Origin of the sequence: Brevundimonas vesicularis, assembly GCF_014204545.1 — a bacterium.
In the GTDB taxonomy this organism is placed as follows: domain Bacteria; phylum Pseudomonadota; class Alphaproteobacteria; order Caulobacterales; family Caulobacteraceae; genus Brevundimonas; species Brevundimonas vesicularis_B.
Genome location: NZ_JACHLJ010000004.1, coordinates 164,197 through 182,297, shown reverse-complemented (window position 1 = coordinate 182,297; position 18,101 = coordinate 164,197). Strand labels below are relative to the sequence as shown.

General features: G+C 65.3%; 18 protein-coding genes. 6 read left to right on the top strand and 12 right to left on the bottom strand.

Annotation, left to right across the window (positions count from 1 at the left end; translation table 11 throughout):
* Positions 1-37: 37 nt before the first annotated feature.
* The 3 genes from HNP47_RS14995 to HNP47_RS14985 form a co-directional block, all read right to left on the bottom strand.
* Positions 38-1,342 carry an MFS transporter gene (locus tag HNP47_RS14995; RefSeq protein ID WP_184280188.1) on the bottom strand — a complete coding sequence of 435 codons (1,305 nt, stop codon included), beginning with the start codon at positions 1,340-1,342 and terminating at the stop codon, positions 38-40.
* A gap of 84 nt (positions 1,343-1,426) precedes the next feature.
* A complete protein-coding gene (infC, locus tag HNP47_RS14990) occupies positions 1,427-1,948 on the bottom strand; it encodes a translation initiation factor IF-3 (protein WP_055752751.1) in 522 nt (173 codons plus the stop codon).
* Positions 1,949-2,073: 125 nt separating this feature from the next.
* Positions 2,074-3,036, bottom strand: a complete 963-nt coding sequence (locus HNP47_RS14985; protein WP_184280187.1) for a glycosyltransferase family 9 protein — start codon at positions 3,034-3,036, stop codon at positions 2,074-2,076.
* A 71-nt stretch (positions 3,037-3,107) separates the two neighbouring features.
* Between HNP47_RS14985 and HNP47_RS14980 the strand changes: the two genes are divergently transcribed.
* Positions 3,108-3,848, top strand: coding sequence for an alpha/beta fold hydrolase (locus HNP47_RS14980; RefSeq protein ID WP_184280186.1), 741 nt, complete (start codon positions 3,108-3,110; stop codon positions 3,846-3,848).
* A 1-nt stretch (position 3,849) separates the two neighbouring features.
* On the opposite strand, the gene aguB is transcribed toward HNP47_RS14980, so the two are convergent.
* The 5 genes from aguB to HNP47_RS14955 form a co-directional block, all read right to left on the bottom strand.
* On the bottom strand, positions 3,850-4,713 hold the full coding sequence (gene aguB, locus HNP47_RS14975; protein ID WP_184280185.1) for an N-carbamoylputrescine amidase: 864 nt from the start codon (positions 4,711-4,713) through the stop codon (positions 3,850-3,852).
* Positions 4,710-5,729, bottom strand: a complete 1,020-nt coding sequence (locus tag HNP47_RS14970; RefSeq protein WP_184280184.1) for an agmatine deiminase family protein — start codon at positions 5,727-5,729, stop codon at positions 4,710-4,712. Before HNP47_RS14970 ends, aguB begins: the two co-directional genes overlap by 4 nt.
* Positions 5,730-5,862: 133 nt before the next feature.
* Complete coding sequence (locus HNP47_RS14965; RefSeq protein WP_184280183.1) at positions 5,863-8,376, bottom strand: TonB-dependent receptor; 2,514 nt, start codon at positions 8,374-8,376, stop codon at positions 5,863-5,865.
* Between the two features lie 171 nt (positions 8,377-8,547).
* Positions 8,548-9,669: a capsular biosynthesis protein gene (locus HNP47_RS14960; protein WP_184280182.1), complete on the bottom strand. Its 1,122-nt coding sequence runs from the start codon at positions 9,667-9,669 to the stop codon at positions 8,548-8,550.
* Positions 9,670-10,194: 525 nt separating this feature from the next.
* Positions 10,195-11,349: an OmpA family protein gene (locus HNP47_RS14955; protein ID WP_184280181.1), complete on the bottom strand. Its 1,155-nt coding sequence runs from the start codon at positions 11,347-11,349 to the stop codon at positions 10,195-10,197.
* A 153-nt stretch (positions 11,350-11,502) separates the two neighbouring features.
* On the opposite strand from HNP47_RS14955, the gene HNP47_RS14950 reads away from it, so the two are divergent.
* Positions 11,503-12,411 (top strand): SDR family NAD(P)-dependent oxidoreductase, encoded by a 909-nt coding sequence (locus HNP47_RS14950; protein ID WP_174087184.1) that lies wholly within the window; start codon positions 11,503-11,505, stop codon positions 12,409-12,411.
* A 108-nt stretch (positions 12,412-12,519) separates the two neighbouring features.
* The gene (locus HNP47_RS14945) at positions 12,520-13,722 is read left to right on the top strand and encodes an acetyl-CoA C-acyltransferase (protein ID WP_174087183.1); all 1,203 of its coding nucleotides are present in this window, start codon (positions 12,520-12,522) and stop codon (positions 13,720-13,722) included.
* Positions 13,723-13,881: 159 nt separating this feature from the next.
* Here HNP47_RS14945 and HNP47_RS14940 read toward each other — a convergent pair whose 3' ends face one another.
* The 3 genes from HNP47_RS14940 to HNP47_RS14930 are packed head-to-tail and all read right to left on the bottom strand — an operon-like array spanning position 13,882 to position 15,610.
* The gene (locus HNP47_RS14940; protein ID WP_184280180.1) at positions 13,882-14,445 is read right to left on the bottom strand and encodes a demethoxyubiquinone hydroxylase family protein; all 564 of its coding nucleotides are present in this window, start codon (positions 14,443-14,445) and stop codon (positions 13,882-13,884) included.
* 4 nt (positions 14,446-14,449) lie between these two features.
* Positions 14,450-14,995, bottom strand: coding sequence for a disulfide bond formation protein B (locus tag HNP47_RS14935; RefSeq protein ID WP_184280179.1), 546 nt, complete (start codon positions 14,993-14,995; stop codon positions 14,450-14,452).
* Between the two features lie 39 nt (positions 14,996-15,034).
* Positions 15,035-15,610, bottom strand: a complete 576-nt coding sequence (locus HNP47_RS14930; protein WP_174087181.1) for a YqaA family protein — start codon at positions 15,608-15,610, stop codon at positions 15,035-15,037.
* A gap of 87 nt (positions 15,611-15,697) precedes the next feature.
* On the opposite strand from HNP47_RS14930, the gene HNP47_RS14925 reads away from it, so the two are divergent.
* Positions 15,698-16,342: an exopolysaccharide biosynthesis protein gene (locus HNP47_RS14925; RefSeq protein WP_184280178.1), complete on the top strand. Its 645-nt coding sequence runs from the start codon at positions 15,698-15,700 to the stop codon at positions 16,340-16,342.
* A 12-nt stretch (positions 16,343-16,354) separates the two neighbouring features.
* On the opposite strand, the gene HNP47_RS14920 is transcribed toward HNP47_RS14925, so the two are convergent.
* The gene (locus HNP47_RS14920; protein WP_184280177.1) at positions 16,355-16,639 is read right to left on the bottom strand and encodes a hypothetical protein; all 285 of its coding nucleotides are present in this window, start codon (positions 16,637-16,639) and stop codon (positions 16,355-16,357) included.
* Between the two features lie 173 nt (positions 16,640-16,812).
* On the opposite strand from HNP47_RS14920, the gene hppD reads away from it, so the two are divergent.
* A complete protein-coding gene (gene hppD / locus HNP47_RS14915) occupies positions 16,813-17,913 on the top strand; it encodes a 4-hydroxyphenylpyruvate dioxygenase (protein WP_184280176.1) in 1,101 nt (366 codons plus the stop codon).
* Entirely contained in the window at positions 17,914-18,099 is a 186-nt protein-coding gene (locus HNP47_RS14910; RefSeq protein ID WP_184280175.1) for a hypothetical protein, read from the top strand. It begins immediately after the preceding gene.
* Positions 18,100-18,101 lie beyond the last annotated feature (2 nt).

Here is an 18,101-nt window from a genome sequence, read left to right as displayed (position 1 = left end):
GGCTTCTACGTGAAGAGCGCCGCCATTGCAAGACGAGTCAGGCCGGGGCTTTGACGCCGCCCTCGCCGCTGCGAATGACGCGTCCGGCGTTGATCGCCATCAGGGCCGCCGGGACGGTCAGCAGCGCCCCGATCACGAAGGGCCAGTCATGCCCCAGCCCCGAGAACAGCGCGCCCGCGATCATCGGCCCGAAGATGCGCGCCACCGAGCTGGAGGCCATGTTCAGACCCAGCATGGCCCCCTGCCGATCAGGCGGCGAGGCGCGGCTGATCATAGCCGAAATGTTGGGCATGGCCAGCGACATGCCGCACGCGCCGATCGCCATCACGATCGGAATGATCCAGCCCTGGACGACCGGGATCGTGAGGGCGCCCAGCTCGAGCCGCGTCGCGGGAAACCACGCGACCGGCGCCAGCACCTGCAACACCAGCGAGGTTCCAAACAGCAGCATGCCGGTGGCCAGCACGCGCGATTCGCCGAACCGTCGCGCCAGCCGCCCGGCGAAGAACCCTTGGTTCAGCGTGGAGACGATGCCCACGATCATGAAGCTGAGCCCCACCTCGCGCGCGCCCCATTGATAGCGGCTCTCGGACCACAGGCCGAACACGCTCTCCATCGCCGAAAACCCGGCCATATAGATCAGGGTCACGACCAGCACGCGCGACACCACGGCATTGTCGCGCGCATCCTTCAGGCCCGCCAGGAAGGCCGGACGCGGGGCGGCGGGATCGGCCTTGGCCCGGCTTTCGCGCAGGAAGACGACCACGCCGACCGCCGCGATCGCCGCCAACGCCGCCGCCAGGAAGATCGGCAGCTGATAGCCCAACCGTCCCAGCTGCGGCTGCGTCAGCAATCCACCTAAGCCCGGACCGACGATGAAGCCCAGGCCGAACGCCGCCCCGATCAGACCCATCCGCCCGGCCCGCTGCTCGGGCGGGGTCACATCGGCGACATACCCCTGAACCGTAGAGATATTGCCCGCCCCCAGGCCGGTGAACAGCCTGACCGCGATCGCCAGCCAGATGTTGGGCACGAAGGCCAGCATCAGATAGCCCAGCGCATTGGCGATCAGGGTCATCAACAGCACGGGCTTTCGACCGATCCGATCCGACAACCGCCCCCAGAACGGCTCGGCGAAGAACTGACCCAGCGAATAGGCCGAGAACATCAGCGTGATCTGCCACGCCTCGGCCTTCAGGCTCTGGGCGAAGAACGGCAGCAACGGGACCACCAGCCCGAACCCGACCAGATTGATGAACACCGTCGCAAACAGCACGGCCAGCGCCGGTGTCTTGAGCTTGGGCGGCTGGGTGCGCGCAGCGACCGTATCGGCGTTCGTCATTCCCAACGCTTAGCCGTTTCTCCAGCAAAGAAAAACGCCCCGGTCGCGGGACCGGGGCGTTTCGTATTCAGCGATGGATCGCGATCAGCGCGGGGCCAGGATCATGATCATCTGGCGGCCTTCCATCTTGGGCGAGAACTCGACCTTGGCGACTTCGTCGAAGTCGGCCTGGACCTTGTTCAGCAGCTTCATGCCCAGTTCGGGGTGGGCCATTTCGCGACCGCGGAAGCGCAGGGTGACCTTGACCTTGTCGCCTTCCTCAAAGAAGCGATGCATGGCCTTGGCCTTCACCTCGTAGTCGTGGGTGTCGATGTTCGGACGGAGTTTGATCTCCTTCAGCTCGACGACCTTCTGGCGCTTGCGCTGCTCGGCCTTCTTCTTCTGTTCCTGGAAACGGTGCTTGCCGTAATCGAGGATCTTGGCCACCGGCGGCTCGGAGGTGGAGACGATCTCGACCAGGTCCATCCCGGCTTCCTCGGCGGCTTCCAGAGCGGCGGAGGTGGGCATGACGCCCTGTTTTTCGCCGTTCTGGTCGATGAGCAGAACGCGAGGGGCGCGGATATCCTGGTTCATACGCGGCCCGTCTTTCACGGGTGGCGCTTGCATGGGACGGCGAATGGGCGTCGTTTCCTTATGTGGTCAGAGAAGGCGTATGTCGTGATGAGCGAATGCACGCGGCAATCGCCACGTTCCCCTCAAGGCCGGCAATATGCGCCGCGAGCCCCGATTTTTCAAGGGTTCGCAGGCGTTTCGACGATGTAGGCGTCATGCAGCGCCAGCACCGCGTCGAAGACGTGATCCACCGTCAGGTCCTCGATCGGCGCGAACTGGCCGCGCGTCTCGTTGGACGCCGCCGTGCGCGTCTTGGCCCCCCATGGCCCATACAGCCACCACTCGGTCGGACCGAACAGACCCAGGGTCGGACGGCCCAGCGCGGCGGAGACGTGCATCAGGCCCGAATCGTTGCCGACGAACAGATCGGCCCGGCCGATGGCGGCGGCCGAGGCGAGGATGTCGCCCTTGCCGACGAAATCGATGCCGCGCGGCCCCGCCGCCTCCAAAGCCGGGGTCGCCGGGGGCCGGTCGCCCGGCCCGCCCACCGGCATGAAGCGCCAGCCGTCGAAGCGCGGCTCGGCTTTCAGCTTCTCGACCAGCGCGCCCCAGCGGTCGGCGGGCCAGCTCTTGCCCGGCTGATGCGCGATGGGGGCCAGGGCGATTATCGGGCCGGGACCCGCGCCGCCCGCGAGCTGCGGATCGATGACGGCGGCGGCCTCGGCACGCGCCTGATCGTCCAGGAAGATTTCGGGACCCAGCGGCGTCGGCGAACCCATCAGGCGCGACACCATCTCGACCTTGCGCAGGCCCGTCTCCCAGGAGCGGTTATAGACGATGCGCCGCTTCGCCGGGATCAGATAGCTGAGCGCCGAACCCCGGATGTCGATCACCAGATCCCAGCGCGTGCCGACGACCTGTTTCCACAGATCGAGCCAGTGGCCGGACAGCTTCTTCTTGTCGAGCACGATGGTGCGCACGACGCCTGGCGCATTGCGGAAGAAAGGCGCGGGCGGCCGGCCGCAGGCTACAGTGATCTCGGCCCCCGGGACCTGACGCGCGATCTCGCGGATCACGCCCGACGAGATGACGCAGTCGCCGATGCGATTGGAGGTGACGAACAGGACCTGGGGTGCGGACATGGGTCTGTGTTCCGCCATCGCGCGTCGCGGTCAAGGGTGACGACGGCGGAAAGTCCGGGCAGAACGGCGCCATGACCGACATCCAGCATCTGTCCCGCCCCGATGGCGAAACCCTGGCGTTCAAACGCGTCGACGGCGACGGCCCGACCGTGATCTGGGTCGGCGGCTTTCGTTCGGACATGGAGGGGACCAAGGCCCTGGCCCTGGACGTCGCCGCGCGCGAACGCGGCTGGAACTTCGTGCGCTACGATCACTTCGCCCATGGCCAGTCATCAGGCGACTGGAGACAGGCCACCATCGGCCGCTGGCGCGAGGACGCCGTCGCCCTGATCGACAGCCTGTCGGGGCCGGTCATTCCGGTTGGATCGTCGATGGGCGGCTGGGTCTCGCTGCTGGCGACGCTGGCGCGACCGGATCGGATCAAGGGCCTGGTGCTGGTCAATCCGGCCCAGGACTTCACCGAACGGCTGATGTGGCCCGGCCTGGCGGACCACGAGCGGCAGGCCATCCTGCGCGAGGGCGAAACCCTGATCGTCGAGGAGGGTCTGGGCGAATATGTCCTGACGCGGCGCATGTTCGAGGAAGCGCGCGACTGGCTGATGCTGTACGGCGCGATCGACATCGCTGCGCCGGTCCACGTCCTACAAGGTCGCGCCGACGACGTCGTGCCGTGGCGACATCAGGTCGAACTGGTCGAGCGCCTGACCGGCGGCGACGTGCGCCTGGACCTAATCGAGGGCGGCGATCACCGGCTTTCGACGCCGGCGGACCTTGACCGACTGGTCGCGGCGGTCGAGGCTATGCGGGGCTAGGTCAGCCCTTACCCGTCAGCGCCCCATACAGGTCCGTCCGGCGATCGCGGAAGAAGCCCCAGGCCGCGCGATATTTGTCCAGTTCGTCCAGATCGAAGCGGTGCACCAGCACCCCTTCCTCCTCGGCGCCCAGTTGCTCGACCAGTTCGCCCTGCTGGTCGGCGATAAAGGAATGGCCGTAGAAGGTCTGGCCGACCTCGGTCACGCGCTCATGGCCGATCCGGTTGGCGCCGACGACGGGCACAGCGTTGGACACCGCATGGCCCTGCATGGCGCGCCGCCACGGCTCGGCCGTATGCAGGGTCGCATCATGCGGCTCGGTGCCGATGGCGGTCGGATACATCAGCACATCGGCGCCCATCAGCATCATCGCCCGCGCCGCTTCCGGGAACCACTGGTCCCAGCAGATGCCGACCCCAACCTTGCCGAAGCGGGTCTTCCAGACCTTGAAGCCGGTGTCGCCCGGCCGGAAATAGTATTTCTCCTGATAGCCGGGGCCGTCGGGGATATGGCTCTTGCGATAGATCCCCAGCGCCTCGCCGTCCGCGTCCAGCATGACCAGCGAGTTGTAATACTGCGGCCCGTCCTTCTCGAAGATCGAGACCGGAATGGCCACGCCCAACTCCTTGGCCACCGGCGCCATGGCCACAACACACGGATGCTCGCGCCACTCATAAGCCTGGCTGAACCAGTGCTCCTCTTGCGAGACGCAGAAATACGGCCCCTGGAACAGTTCCGACGGCAGGATGACCTGCGCGCCCTGCCCCGCCGCCTCGCGCACGAGGGCGATGGTCTTGTCGATGTTCGCCTGCATGTCCTCGCCGTACGAGGTCTGTATGCCGGCGACGGTGATGGTGCGGGTCATGCGGGCTCCTGCTGGGAGATGCAGTGGAACGAGCCGCCGCCCGTCAGGATGGCGTTTGACGGCAGCGGGATGATCTCGCGATCGGGGAAGGCGTCTTTCAACGCCTGACAGGCCATGTCGGCCGCACGCGCATCGCCATAGGTGGGGACGACCACGGCGCCGTTGGCGATCAGGAAGTTCATGTGGCTGGCCGGGATCGGGCGTTCGTCCTCGTCCAGCACCAGGCCCGGCGACGGGATGCGCACGACCTTCAGCCGACGGCCCGCCGCATCGGTCACGGCGGCCAGATCGCGCGCCGTCGCGTCATAGACGTCGGCGTTGACGTCGTTCGTCCCCCAGGCGACCGGGCAGGCGACAACGCCGGGCGCAACGAACCGCGCCAGATTATCGACGTGCCCGTCGGTGTGATCGTTCAGCAAACCGTCGCCCAGCCACACCACCACCTTGGCGCCGACCGCCTTTTCCAGCGCCGCCGCCGCGACGGCTTCATCCTGGTTCCAGGCGGGATTGCGGTTCGGATTCAGCAGGCACTGGCGCGTGGTCAGGACGGTCCCCTCCCCGTCGTGATCCAGCGACCCGCCCTCCATGACAAAGTCGTTCCAGGTCAGGTCCACGCCCGCATGTCGGCCAATCTGGCCCGCGACTAGGTCGTCGCCCGGCATGTCGTATTTCCCGCCCCAGCCGTTGAATTTGAAGGCGGCGGCCGTCCTGGATCCCGCGCCAAAGATCGGCCCGGTGTCGCGCAGCCACACGTCGCCGAACTCGCCGGGAACGACCTCGACATTCGCCACGCCCGCAAAGCGCGCCTGGGCGTCGGCCAGAGCCTCGGCCTTGCCGACCATCAGCTTGACCTGCTCGCGACCCGGTCCGGCCAAGGCCCGCACCAGACCCTCGACCTCGTTCTGTGCCTGTTCCAGCGCCTCGAACCAGTATTCCGCATGGCTGGGCCAACCTACCCACATGGCGCGGTGCGGCGCCCATTCGGCGGGGATGGCGGCAGCAGTCGGATCGGTCATGCGGGCGTCCTCAAGAAGGGCCGAACTGGGAGCCGCGCCATATGGCCCCAAGCGCCCCCGACTTCAACGTCAGCCACGAAAAAGGGCGGCCCGCGAACGGACCGCCCTTCGTCGTTTCAGTCTGGCTTAAGCCTCAGAAGGCGTAGCGCAGGGTCGCCATCATGGTGCGAGGCGCGCCGACGCCGGCGAACGAGCGGCTATAACCCAGTTGGCCAGGGGTGCCCGACGCGCGAGTGCCCAAGGTGCTGTAGTACTGCTCATCGAACAGGTTGGTGACGTTGAACTGCAGATAGGTGCCTTCGAAGCCCAGCGGGGCAAAGTCGAAACGCGCGTCCAGATCGACCACGGTGTAGGCGTCGACCTTGAGGTCATTGACATCGGTGACCCAACGCTCCCCGGTGTATTTACCCTGGATGCCGGCCGAGAAGACGTCGTTGAACTGGTAGGACGCACGCAGCGAATACATCTGCTCAGGGGTTTCAACCTGCTTCTTGCCCTTGGTCTGCAGACGGTTGCCGGCACGGTCGTAGACATAGTCGTCCTGCAGTTCGCTATCCAGGAACGAGGCCGAACCGTAGAGGCTGAGTGCTTGGATCGGCGACCAACCCACCGAGATTTCAACACCCTTGGATTCAACAGAACCGACGTTGCGATCGACGAACTGATCCAGATCCGGCTCGAAGGTGCTGACGATCCGGTTATCGAACTGGTTGAAGAAGCCCGAAGCCTGAGCAATCAGCGTGCCCGCCGTGTAGCGGTAGCCGAAGTCGATGTTCTTGGACGTCTCCGGTTGCACGGTCGGATTGCCGATCGAGCCGTCCGCCAGACGGGTCGCCGCATAGAGGCTGTCCGTACGCGGCGCCGAAAGCGACTCCGAATAGCTGGCGTAGATCGACTGAGCGCCGCCAAACTTATAGGTGGCGCCGACGTTCGGCAGGACGTCGTCGTACTTCACGGTGCGCGAGTACGGAGCGACGTATTGGGTAGTTCCACGACCCGCGAAGGTCACATTGCCGTTGGCCAAGGTCGTCGCCGGCACTTCCGAGGTGCAGATCACGTTGGAAGAGGCGTTTTGCGTGTAGCAGAACTGATTCAGTTCACGCGAGAAGAACGGCGCGCGGACGCCGATACTCACCGTCAGAGCCTCATCCAGGAAGCGACCGATGTACTCGACCGAAAACTGGTTCAGTTCGGCATAGGACAGGCGGTCACGCGAGCGCAGGGCGAAGCCGTCCAGGTTCACGACCCGGTTGCCTTCTTCCTTCAGGCCGCCAAACTCATCGACGAAGCTCGGGTTCGTCGGGTTCGAGAAGTCGATACGGCCGTAAAGGCCGGTCTGACGGTGACGACCCCAATCCAGTGCGTAGGCCGCGCGTAGACGGTGATGGTCGTTCAGGTCCCAGATCAGCGAGCTGTTCAGGGTGTAGCGCTGGGTGTGGGTGTTGGACGGCGTCATGACGCGAACGCGGTCCAGGATGTCGCCGTCGCCATTAAGGTCGACGCCGCCCGTCGTACGGGTACCACGCAGCAACAGGTCGTTCTCGGCCAGCACAGTTTGTTGCGAGCCACCATTGGCGAGGGTGTACGAGAAAGACGGGTCGATCGTCAGGATCAGGCCGTCAGCCAAGGTGAAGCGCGACTGACCGCGGATGTTGCCCGTGTCGGACGGGTTGATGCGCAAACCCCAGTAGTTGGCACCGTTGGTATCTACATCTGCTACGCCAGGACGAACCGTCGGCGCGGTGTAGGTGCGATCGAAATCGACGCCCCAGCCGAACGGGCTGGTTTCGACGTCGCTGACGCAGACCTGGGTGCGCGCAACGTCGCAGAAGCCGGTTGCGGTGGCCAGGTTCGGGCCATTGTAGTTGTTGTTGCGGTTCTCGTTCCAGTGAGCCGCCAGCGAGATGAAGTCGCCGTTGTCGCGCAGCGGCTGGTAAATGCGGGCGTTGTACTGGGTCTTTTCAAGTTCGCCGATACCTTTGAACTTGTCATACTTCTGGTGCGAAGCGGCGAACCAGGCCGAGGTGCCCCAGGGGCCAACGGCGCCGGTATCGATCAAGCCCATGATGCGATTGTAGCTGAAGTCGCCCAGCGAACCTTGCAGCCAGCCGCCAAAATCGGCGGCCGGGCGGCGCGTGACGTAGTTGATCGTGCCGCCGGTCGCCGAAGCGGTCGGGCTGTCGACGTCTGTCGACCCGGTGTTGATCGAGGCGCGTTCGATCAGTTCGGGATCAAGCTGCTGGTTGGTGTAGGTGGCGTAGTTGCCGGTGTCGTTCAACGGGATGCCATCGAAGGTCAACGACACGCGGTTGCCGTCGAAGCCGCGCAGACGGATGTTGCCGCCCGACGAACCGTATGGATCGGCGTTGGTGAAGCTGAGCCCCGGGGTCAGATTGAGGGTCTGAAGGATCGTTTGGCCGGCCGACTGGGTCGCGATGAATTCCTGGCCAATGGTGTTGCGCGTCTTGGCGACAGTCTCGGCGGTTGCAAGACCTTCAATGGTGCGCTGTCCGCGAACCCCGGTAACGACGACTTCGCCAACTTCGGTCGCTTCGGTGCCGGTCGATTGGGCGGAGGCGGCGCCGGCGAAGGCCAGCGAGCCGGCAAGGGCGGTAGTCGCCCAAATCAGGCTTTTACGAGTAATCATTACATCTATCCCCAGATGGACGGCGCCGATGGCCTATGGGCGGCAGACGTCCATCGCCTGTCGCAATCCAGCCCCCTCTAGGGCCGATGTTGAAATCTTGGGCGACAGTTATGTAACAGCAATGTGACAGAGACCGAGGGTGGTCTGGGCGCCACACCTTGCAGGGTTGGGCTAGGCTGACGCCCGCTCAAAAATGTCCGCGACGCCGTTCGCCGTCGGCACGATGGCGTGCGGCTCATGATAGTTGCCGTTCACCTGGCTTTGGGCGATCACGTGCGCACGGAAGCGTGTGAACAGGTCGCTATCCGGCGCCTCCGGCGCGCGCCAGAAATGATCCAGCGGCTTCTGGTCGGTCAGACCCTCGAAGTCGAAGAAGGCGTCGCCCAGAACCTTGACCGGCGTGTGGAAGCCAAGCGCCGACAACGCGGCGCTCGAGTTGTTGACGACCATCCCCAACGACGTCCGACAAAGGGCCGCCAGATTGCCGCCGTCGATGAAGTCGATACGGCCCGCCACGCCATGCTCCCGGGCGAGCCGCATCGTGACAGCGCGAAGATTGACGAGGCCTGGATCCAGCGGATGGTTCTTGACAACCAGGCGTGTCTGAGGCGGAGCCTTGGCGGCGAAGCTGTTGATGACGGCGGTCAGGAAGGCGCGGTTGTCGGCGTATCGCGAATAGCGCAGCAATTGCGCGTCGCCTTCCCGTTGCAAACAGGCGATGAAGAACTCGCCCCTGGCCCCGATGATGCCGGCGTCGCAATTTTCGGGCCGACGGAACGCCAGACTGACGTAGCGTCGGATATGGCCCAGACATTGTTTGAGGGGTGAGAATACATAGGGCGCAGTATAGTTCGGGAAGAACGCTTTTCCCGCGACCTGCACCGTATGATAGGCGCTGATGTTGGCGACGTGGTGCGGCAGGATTTTTCCAACTGCGACAGGCTCGGGCAGCTTCGGCGCCGGTTCGGGATATCCGTCGCGGAACCGTGGCAGCGCGCTGGAGCCGTTCACGCCATTGCGCTCGACTGTGACCCAATCAGGACGAAAGTAACCGTTTTCCAGAACCCAGACACGAGCGTTCAGGGTGTCGGCTGCCGCCAAAACCGCGCGGTTGTAGGCGCCGGCCTCGCCAAAGACGATGACGTCGCTGAAATCGGCGACGATGCGCGCCAGACCATCGGTCCAGGATTTGGCCGTCCCCTTGAACACCAAGCCGCCTGGTCTGCGCCAGTTCATCGCATCGCCGGCATTGAAGATCATGCGATTGACGACCGCCCCGCGCGATTCAAGCACCGAGGCCAGCGCCGCTCCGAACGCGCCGAAAGGGGCGGAAACGATCAGGAAACGACGGCCCGACAGACCGTATCGACCGCCCTGTCGTGGCGCAGGGAACGCAGAAATTTTCGTTGGCTGGGAAGTCGCCGGTGAACGAAGCCGCAGAGATACGCTGGGTCGGGCGTCATCCGCCCTTAATCGATAACGCCGACGACGCCGCGCCGACAGAACTCGAGAAGAGGAACGTACATCGACCATCATGCCCACCGGTACAATGACGCAAGAGAAACCGCTTCGGCGCGGCCGTTGCAACCGAAGAGTTCGTTGGCAAGAGGCATCGTCGCCCTTTTGTCGCGACCACCTTTTGCGATCAATCGAAAACGCCCTAAGTCCTGGAATTTTGAAACGTGGCGCTTTGAGCGTTGTTTTTTAGCATCAAAGCCGCCGCCGCCCCGAGGGCGACGACGGCTCGATGTCTTCGAAACGACGACTTCCATGCCTCGCGGTGGCTGGTTGGGTGATCCCAACCAGCGGCCGAAAGTCTTAGAAGTTGATGTCGATGGTCGCGCGACGGTTGAGCGGTTCGCGCACACCGTCGGCGGTCGGCTTGGCCAGGTTGGTCTCGCCCTTGCCGTCGAGGGCGATCACGCCGCCGTTGACGCCCGAGGCGACCAGCGCGTCCGCGACGGTGCGCGAACGACGGTTGGACAGACCCAGGTTATAGGCGGCCGAACCCGAGGTGTCGGTGTAGCCGACGATCAGGACGCGCGTCGGACGACCCGACTTGGCGTAGTTGGCGGCCTGCGTCACCACCGAACGGGCTTCCGCGGTCAGGTCCGAACGATCCCAGTCGAAGTAAACCACGAACTGGCGAGGCATCGGGGTCTGTGCGACCGGCGCCGGCGGAGGCGGCGGGGGCGGAGGAGGCGGCGGCGGCGGGGGCGGAGGAGGCGGCGGGGGCGGAGCATCTTCCGCACCGAAGCTGTAGCGCAGACCCAGGGTCACGGTGTGCGACTGGTCGTAGTCGCCGTCCCATTCGCCGAACTGCGTGGCGCCTGCGCCCGTGCCGGCCGTCGTCGAGGCGAAGTTGGCGTCGCCCGTCAGATAGCGGTAGGTCAGGTCGATGTTGGCGCGGTCGCCGATGGCCCAGGCCAGACCGGCGATCGCCTGAGCGGCGAACTTGGTCGAGGTGTCGTCGGCGGCGAAGGTGGCCAGACGGTTGGCGCGCAGCGAGCCGATCGTGTTGGTGTCGACGCGGTTCACACCGGCGCCCAGGCCGACGAACGGACGAACGCCCCAGTATTCGAAGCCGAAGTCATAGATGACGTTGGCCATCAGGGTGGCGGATTCGATGTCGCCTTCGGGCGAGAAGCAGCCGCCCGTCGCCGGGGTCAGGTTGCACAGGCCCTGTGTGCCGGTGACGGCGCGCACGGTGCCGATGTCGCCCGAACGGTAGCCGCCTTCCAGTTCAACGCGCCAGTTCGGGTTGAAGCGGTAGCCGAGGCGAGCGAAAGCCGCCCAGCCGTCGTTCACTTCCCAGTTCCAGTTGGCGCCGGTCGTGGACGATTCAGCGTTGATATCGTCGATCATGTGGTAGCCGGCGTCGATGGCGCCGTACCAACCATTGGGTTCCGCCGATGCGGCGCCGGCTGCGAACAGTCCGGCGGCGGCAACGGAGGCGAGAAGTTTGAGCTTCATAGCTTCCTCACTGTGTGAATGCGCGAAGCTGCGCATTAGCACAGCATTCACCGGACCGAACGGCGTGGCTGGCGCACGGTTCCGCCCTTGAGCTACGATTGTGACGACTGTGGCGCCGTTTCAACACATTGGGCGCTTGCGAAAGGAATGATTATGGCGATGCGGTTTGACGGACAGGTAGCGATCGTGACGGGCGCTGGTGGCGGCTTGGGGCGCGAACACGCTCTGGCTTTGGCGGCGCGCGGAGCCAAGGTGGTGGTCAACGACCTGGGCGGGGCGCGCGACGGATCGGGCGCTTCGGCGACGGCGGCGGAATCGGTCGTGGCGGAAATCGAGGCGGCCGGCGGCGAGGCCATCGCCAATGCGGCCTCGGTGACGGACTTTGCCGCAGTCCAAGCCATGGTCGATCAGGCCATGGCGAAATGGGGCCGGATCGACATCCTTGTGAACAACGCCGGCGTCCTACGCGACAAGACCTTCGCCAAGATGGAGATCGAGGACTTCCGCTTCGTCATCGACGTCCACCTGATGGGGGCGGTCAACTGCACCAAGGCGGTGTGGGAGATCATGCGCGGGCAGAACTACGGCCGGATCGTGATGACGACGTCGTCCTCGGGCCTGTACGGCAACTTCGGCCAGTCGAACTATGGCGCGGCCAAGATGGCGCTGGTCGGGCTGATGCAGACCCTGTCGATCGAGGGGGCCAAGAACGACATCCGCGTCAACTGCCTGGCGCCCACCGCCCACACCCGCATGACCGAGGACCTGGGCGCCGCCCTGCCGCTGGAGGCGCTGGCCCCGGCCCTGGTCACGCCCGGCCTACTTTACCTGGTCAGCCAGGATGCGCCGAGCCGCGCCATCCTGGCCGCCGGCGCCGGTGGGTTTGAACGCGCCTATGTCACCCTGACGCAAGGCGACTTCGTCACCGGCGACGATGCGCCCGAACAGGTCGCCGCTCGCTTCGACGCCATTTCGGACCGCGCCGCCGAGATCGTCCCAGAGATGGGCGCCACCCAAGGCATGATCGAACTGACCAAGGCCCAGAAGGCGCACGGCGGTTGAACAACAAGGCGCCTTGCGTTGACGCGACGTGAGGCGCCTAACTTCGATTCAGAGGAAACCGGCCTCAAGCAACGCGAAAGCGCGGTAGGCCAAGCGAAGAGAGCATTTATGCGCGAAGCCGTCATCGTCTCCACCGCCCGCACCCCGATCGGGCGCGCCTATCGTGGCGCCTTCAACGACACCCAGGCGCAGCAGCTCGGCGCCCATGCGGTCAAGCACGCGGTCCAGCGCGCCGGCGTCGATCCGGCCGAAATCGAGGACGTCGTTATGGGCGCGGCCCTGCAGCAGGGTTCGACCGGCACCAACGTCGCGCGCCAGATCGCGCTCGCCTCCGGCCTGCCCTCCTCTGTTCCCGGCATGAGCCTGGACCGTCAGTGCGCCTCGGGCCTGATGGGCATCGCCACGGCGGCCAAACAGGTCGTCTTCGATCAGCAGAAGATGGCGGTCGGCGGCGGGCTGGAAAGCATCTCCCTGGTCCAGAACCAGAATATGAACCTATACCGGATGAAGGACGAGGCGCTGCTGAAGCTGTCGCCCCACATCTATATGTCGATGCTGGAGACGGCCGAGGTGGTGTCGCGCCGCTACGGCGTCAGCCGTGACCGCCAGGACGAATATGCGCTGAAATCCCAGCAGCGCACCGCAGCCGCCCAGGACGCCGGCCGCTTCGACGCCGAGATCGTGCCCATGACCACCACCATGCTGGTCATGGACAAGGCCACCGGCCAGACCTCATCGAAAGAGGTCACCCTCTCCAAGGACGAGGGCAACCGTCCCGACACGACGCTGGAAGGGCTGAAGGCGCTGAAGCCCGTCTTCGGCGGCGGCGAGGAGATTCAGACGGGCGAGTTCATCACCGCCGGAAACGCCTCGCAACTGTCGGACGGCGCCTCGGCCTGCGTCGTCATGGAGGCCGGCGAGGCGGTGAAGCGCAATCTGCAACCGCTCGGCGCCTATCGCGGCATGGCGGTCGCCGGCTGCGAGCCGGACGAAATGGGCATCGGCCCGGTCTATGCCGTGCCCAAATTGTTGAAGCGCCACGGCCTGACGATGGACGACATCGGCATCTGGGAGCTGAACGAGGCCTTCGCCGCCCAGGTTCTGTATTGCCAGGACACGCTGGGCATTCCCGACGACCGTCTGAACGTCTCGGGCGGCGCCATCTCCATCGGCCACCCCTACGGCATGTCCGGCGCCCGCATGACCGGCCACGTCCTGATCGAGGGCAAGCGTCGCGGCGCCAAATACGGCGTCGTCACCATGTGCATCGGCGGCGGCATGGGCGCGGCCGGGCTGTTCGAGATCTTTTGAAGCGCCCACCCGTCTCCTCCCCATTTCATGGGGAGGTGGCGCGGCGCTCCTTCAGCGCCGTGACGGAGGGGTTTTGCGACGCCTACCGGAGACAGCACGCCTTTAAGAGCCCCTCCACCGCTTCGCGGTCCCCCTCCCCACAGGTGGGGAGGAGATGGGTCAGACTCGCTCGCTGATCTTGATCGCCGCCTTGCAACCGACCTTGATCACGCCGGACAGCAAACGATAGGCTGGCGCTTCGCGGCTGCCGTGTTCGATGGCGTGGTCGTGGTGGGCCAGTTCCTCGTCGCGGAACTGCTTCAGCTCAGCGGCAAGAGCCGGGTCGCGATCGCCGATCTCGGCGATCTGGTCGGCATAGTGTTTCTCGATCACGCTCTCGACCGCCTCGGTGCAGGCGTGCGCCGCCTTTTCACCCATCAGGGCCGTGCCGGCGCCCAGGGCCGAGGCGGCGATGCGCCACAGGGGCGTCATGACCGTGGGCCGCACCCGCCGCTCGTTCAGCAGCCGCTCGAAGCGCGCCAGATGCACCGCCTCTTGGTCCTGCATCTCCGACAGGTCGTGGGCGATGCCGTCACGCCCCTTGCGCCCTTTGAACACCGCCTTCTGGGCGCGATAGATCAAGACGGCCGCATATTCCCCTGCGTGATCGACACGCAGGATTTCGTCCATCCGCGCCTTGTCGGCGCCTTGGCCAGGACGAGGGAGAGGAATGGAATGGCTCATCGCATCAGGCCTTTTCGATCCGGGGCGCGCGGGCGTCCTTGGGACGTTTCGCCGCCAATAGGCTGAACACCGCAAGCGCCGAGGCGATGATCGCGTTCCATCCTGCCATCGACAGACCCAGCCAGCTCCAGGCCACATCGCCGCAGCCGATCACCTTGGTCACCGGCCCCGTGCCCATGGCTAAGGCCGTCAGACTGTCCATATCGACCGAGCCGCCGACGGACGAACAGGTCGCAGGCAGCGCCCACCATTTGTATTCGCCGCCCATGTGGAAGATGGCCGTAATGGCGCCTGTGGCGAACACGGCCGCCAGCAGGAAGGCGGCGATGCGCGGCGTGCCCCGGCGTCCGCCGCTGACCAGGGTCCAGCCCGTAGCCAGAACCGCGACGACGACCGCCCCCCAATAGACCTCCCGCTGCTTCAGACACAGGTTGCAGGGCGCCAGGCCGCCGAACCGTTCGAACGCATGGGCCGCGCCCAGCATGGCCAGCGACGCGGCCAGGGCGAAGGCGGTCCACCAACGGGTCAGAAGGCGATAGACATCGATCATCTTGAAACGGTCTTACCCCGCCCCTGCGGCCGCGTCGACTTACAGAAGCTTCAGGACGACGATCAACGCGACCAACGCGACCAGGCCGATCACGCTCCACATCGCCAGCCGCTTTTCGACCTGCGCCAGCATGGCCGGCCCCCAGCGTTTCAGGATCCACGCTTCCAGGAAAAACCGTCCGCCCCGCGTCACGACCGACGCGGCCATGAAGACTGGAAAGCTGAACGCCGCCAGGCCCGAAGCGATGGTCACCAGCTTGTAGGGAATGGGCGTCAGCCCCTTGATCAGAATGACCCACAGGCCCCACTGATCGAACCAGGCGCGGAACTGCTCCAGCCCGTCCGAATGGCCCAGCACCCGCATGATCGCCAGACCCAGATCGGTCAGGAAATAGCCGATCGCATAACCGAGAATCCCGCCCAGCACCGACGCCACGGTGCAGACGGCGGCATAGAAATACGCCTTCTGCGGCCGCGCCAGGATCATGGGCGCCAGCATCACATCGGGCGGGATCGGAAAGAACGAACTCTCGGCGAAGGAGACGACTGCCAGGGCTTTGGTCGCATGGCGGCTGCGCGCCAGGTCGAAGACGCGGTCATAGAGTTTGCGCAGCATGGCGATCCTTAAGGCGGCACGGCGCGTTAGCACCCCTGCGGCGTTGCGTCATCCTCGGCCGTCACGTCCAACTGCTAGAGCGCCCGCATGACGACCCCCGCCTCATCCCCGTCCACGGTCCAGCAGGACGACGTCAGCCATAATGTCACCCGGCTGCTGCGGCGGCTGGCCGACGACGGCGGCGACGCCGGGCTGACCCTGCACGAGATCCGCGACCGGCTGGACGAGCGCGCCTATGGGCTTTTGATCCTGCTGCTCTCCATCCCTTGTCTGGTGCCTGGCCTTTACGGCGTGCCGCAGGTGGTCGGGCTGATCGTCATCCTGCTGGCCGGCCAGATGCTGGTCGGGCGCGAGGAGCCCTGGCTGCCGCGCTGGTTCCTGAACCTGCGGTGCAAGGGGTCGTGGCTGAAGGCCATGGCCGATTTCGCCGAGACCAAACTGGGCTGGATCGACCGCCTGTCGCGCCCCCGCCTTCGCCGCTTCGCCGATGGACCGGGCGAGAAGCTGGCCGCCGTCTTCATGATCCTGGCGACCGTTACCATCGTCATGCCCCTGACCAACACCATCCCGTCGATCGCCCTGGCCCTGCTGTCGGTCGGCCTGATCCAGCGCGACGGCCTGTTCGTTCTCGCCGGCTGCGCCGTCACCACCGTCTGGCTCACGATCCTGGGCGCCGTCGCAACCGGCCTGCTCCTCGGCGCCGAATGGGCGACCCGGCTGCTGCCGGGCTGACGCCAGCCTTGCTCAGATTGAGGCGCGTTTAGGGAGCGCGAGCCGAACGCCCATCAACAACAGGGACCCGAGGGCGGACATTCCGGCGTTGACGACCAGTCCCACGACCAGAAGGAACAGCAGAGTGCCAACCGCCTGGACGGGGGACGTGGCTGGAGCGCCGTTCATGAAGAATAGCCCCGGCGACAAGAATGCCAGAAGCAGCCCCAAGACGGACATCAGCACCTGAAACGTCGCTGCCACCGTAAAGGTCACCACGAACAGTCCGCCAAACGGCGCGCGTTTAAGGTAGTCCATGCTTGCATCCCCCCCACACCCACTATCTGACACGCCAGGATTGCGGTTGTCCATTAGAACTCTCTCCCCTCATCACGACCCCGTGGCTTCGTCTTGGCTCCGTCGTCTTCTGTGACTAGGTTCCGCGCCAATCGGCGGCCAGACCGCCCTCAAGATCACGCGGGAGACGCGCCATGAACGACATGACCCAGGCTACGCCACAGCAGATCGACCTCGAAAACCCTCTCGGCGTCGACGGTTTCGAGTTCGTCGAATTCACCGGCCCCGAGCCCGAGGCGATGATCTCGCGCCTGGAGCTGATGGGCTTCACCCAGACGCACGTGAACCCCAAGACCGACGTAGTGCGCCTGAAGCAGGGCGATATCAGCTTCCTGGTGCAACGCTCGCCCAAGGGTCAGGCCGCCGACTTCGCCAAGGATCACGGCCCGTCCGCCAACGGCATGGCCTTCCGCACCACCGACGCCAAGGCCGCCTATGAGGGCGCGCTGGCCCGCGGCGCCGCCGCCGCGACGGACGCCGCTGGCGGGGCGCTGGGTGACGACTATCCTTACATCCTGCAAGGCATCGGCGGCTCGCTGCTCTATGTCGTCGACCAGTACGGCGACGCCGGCTCGCTGTACGACACCTGGGACGAGATCGAGGGCTGGGAGGAATCCGAGCGCAAGAACTCGATGGGCCTGGAGATCCTCGACCACCTGACCCACAACGTCCGGCGCGGCCAGATGCGCACCTGGTCGGGCTTCTACAACTCGATCTTCAACTTCGAGGAGCAGAAGTATTTCGACATCAAGGGCAAGGCCACGGGCCTGTTCTCCCAAGCCATGATCGCGCCCGACCGCGCCATCCGCATCCCGCTGAACGAAAGCCAGGACGAGAACTCCCAGATCGAGGAGTTCATCCGTCGCTACAACGGCGAAGGCATCCAGCACATCGCCCTGACGACCGAGAACATCTTCGAGACGGTCGAGGCGATGAAGGAACGCGGCGTCGCCTTCCAGGACACGATCGAGACCTATTTCGAGCTGATCGACAAACGCCTGCCCAACCACGGCGAGGACGTGGAGCGGATGCGCAAAAACCGCATCCTGATCGACGGTTCGGACGAGGAAGGCCTGCTGCTGCAGATCTTCACCCAAGACACCTTCGGCCCGATCTTCTTCGAGATCATCCAGCGCAAGGGCAACGAAGGCTTTGGCAACGGCAACTTCCAGGCCCTGTTCGACTCGATCGAACTGGACCAGATCCGTCGCGGCGTCATCAAGGTCGACGCCTGAATGACGATTCGGCCGCCGACCTGGCTGCCCTGGCTCGGCCCGGTCCTCGCGGCCGGCGCCGGGGCCCTGGCCGGCGAATACTGGCTGGGCGGCGGCTTATGGATAGTCCTGATCACCGCCCTCCTCTGCGGCTTCGCCCCCATCGTCGGCTATCAGGTGTGGAAGCGGCTGCACCACCGGGGGTGAGG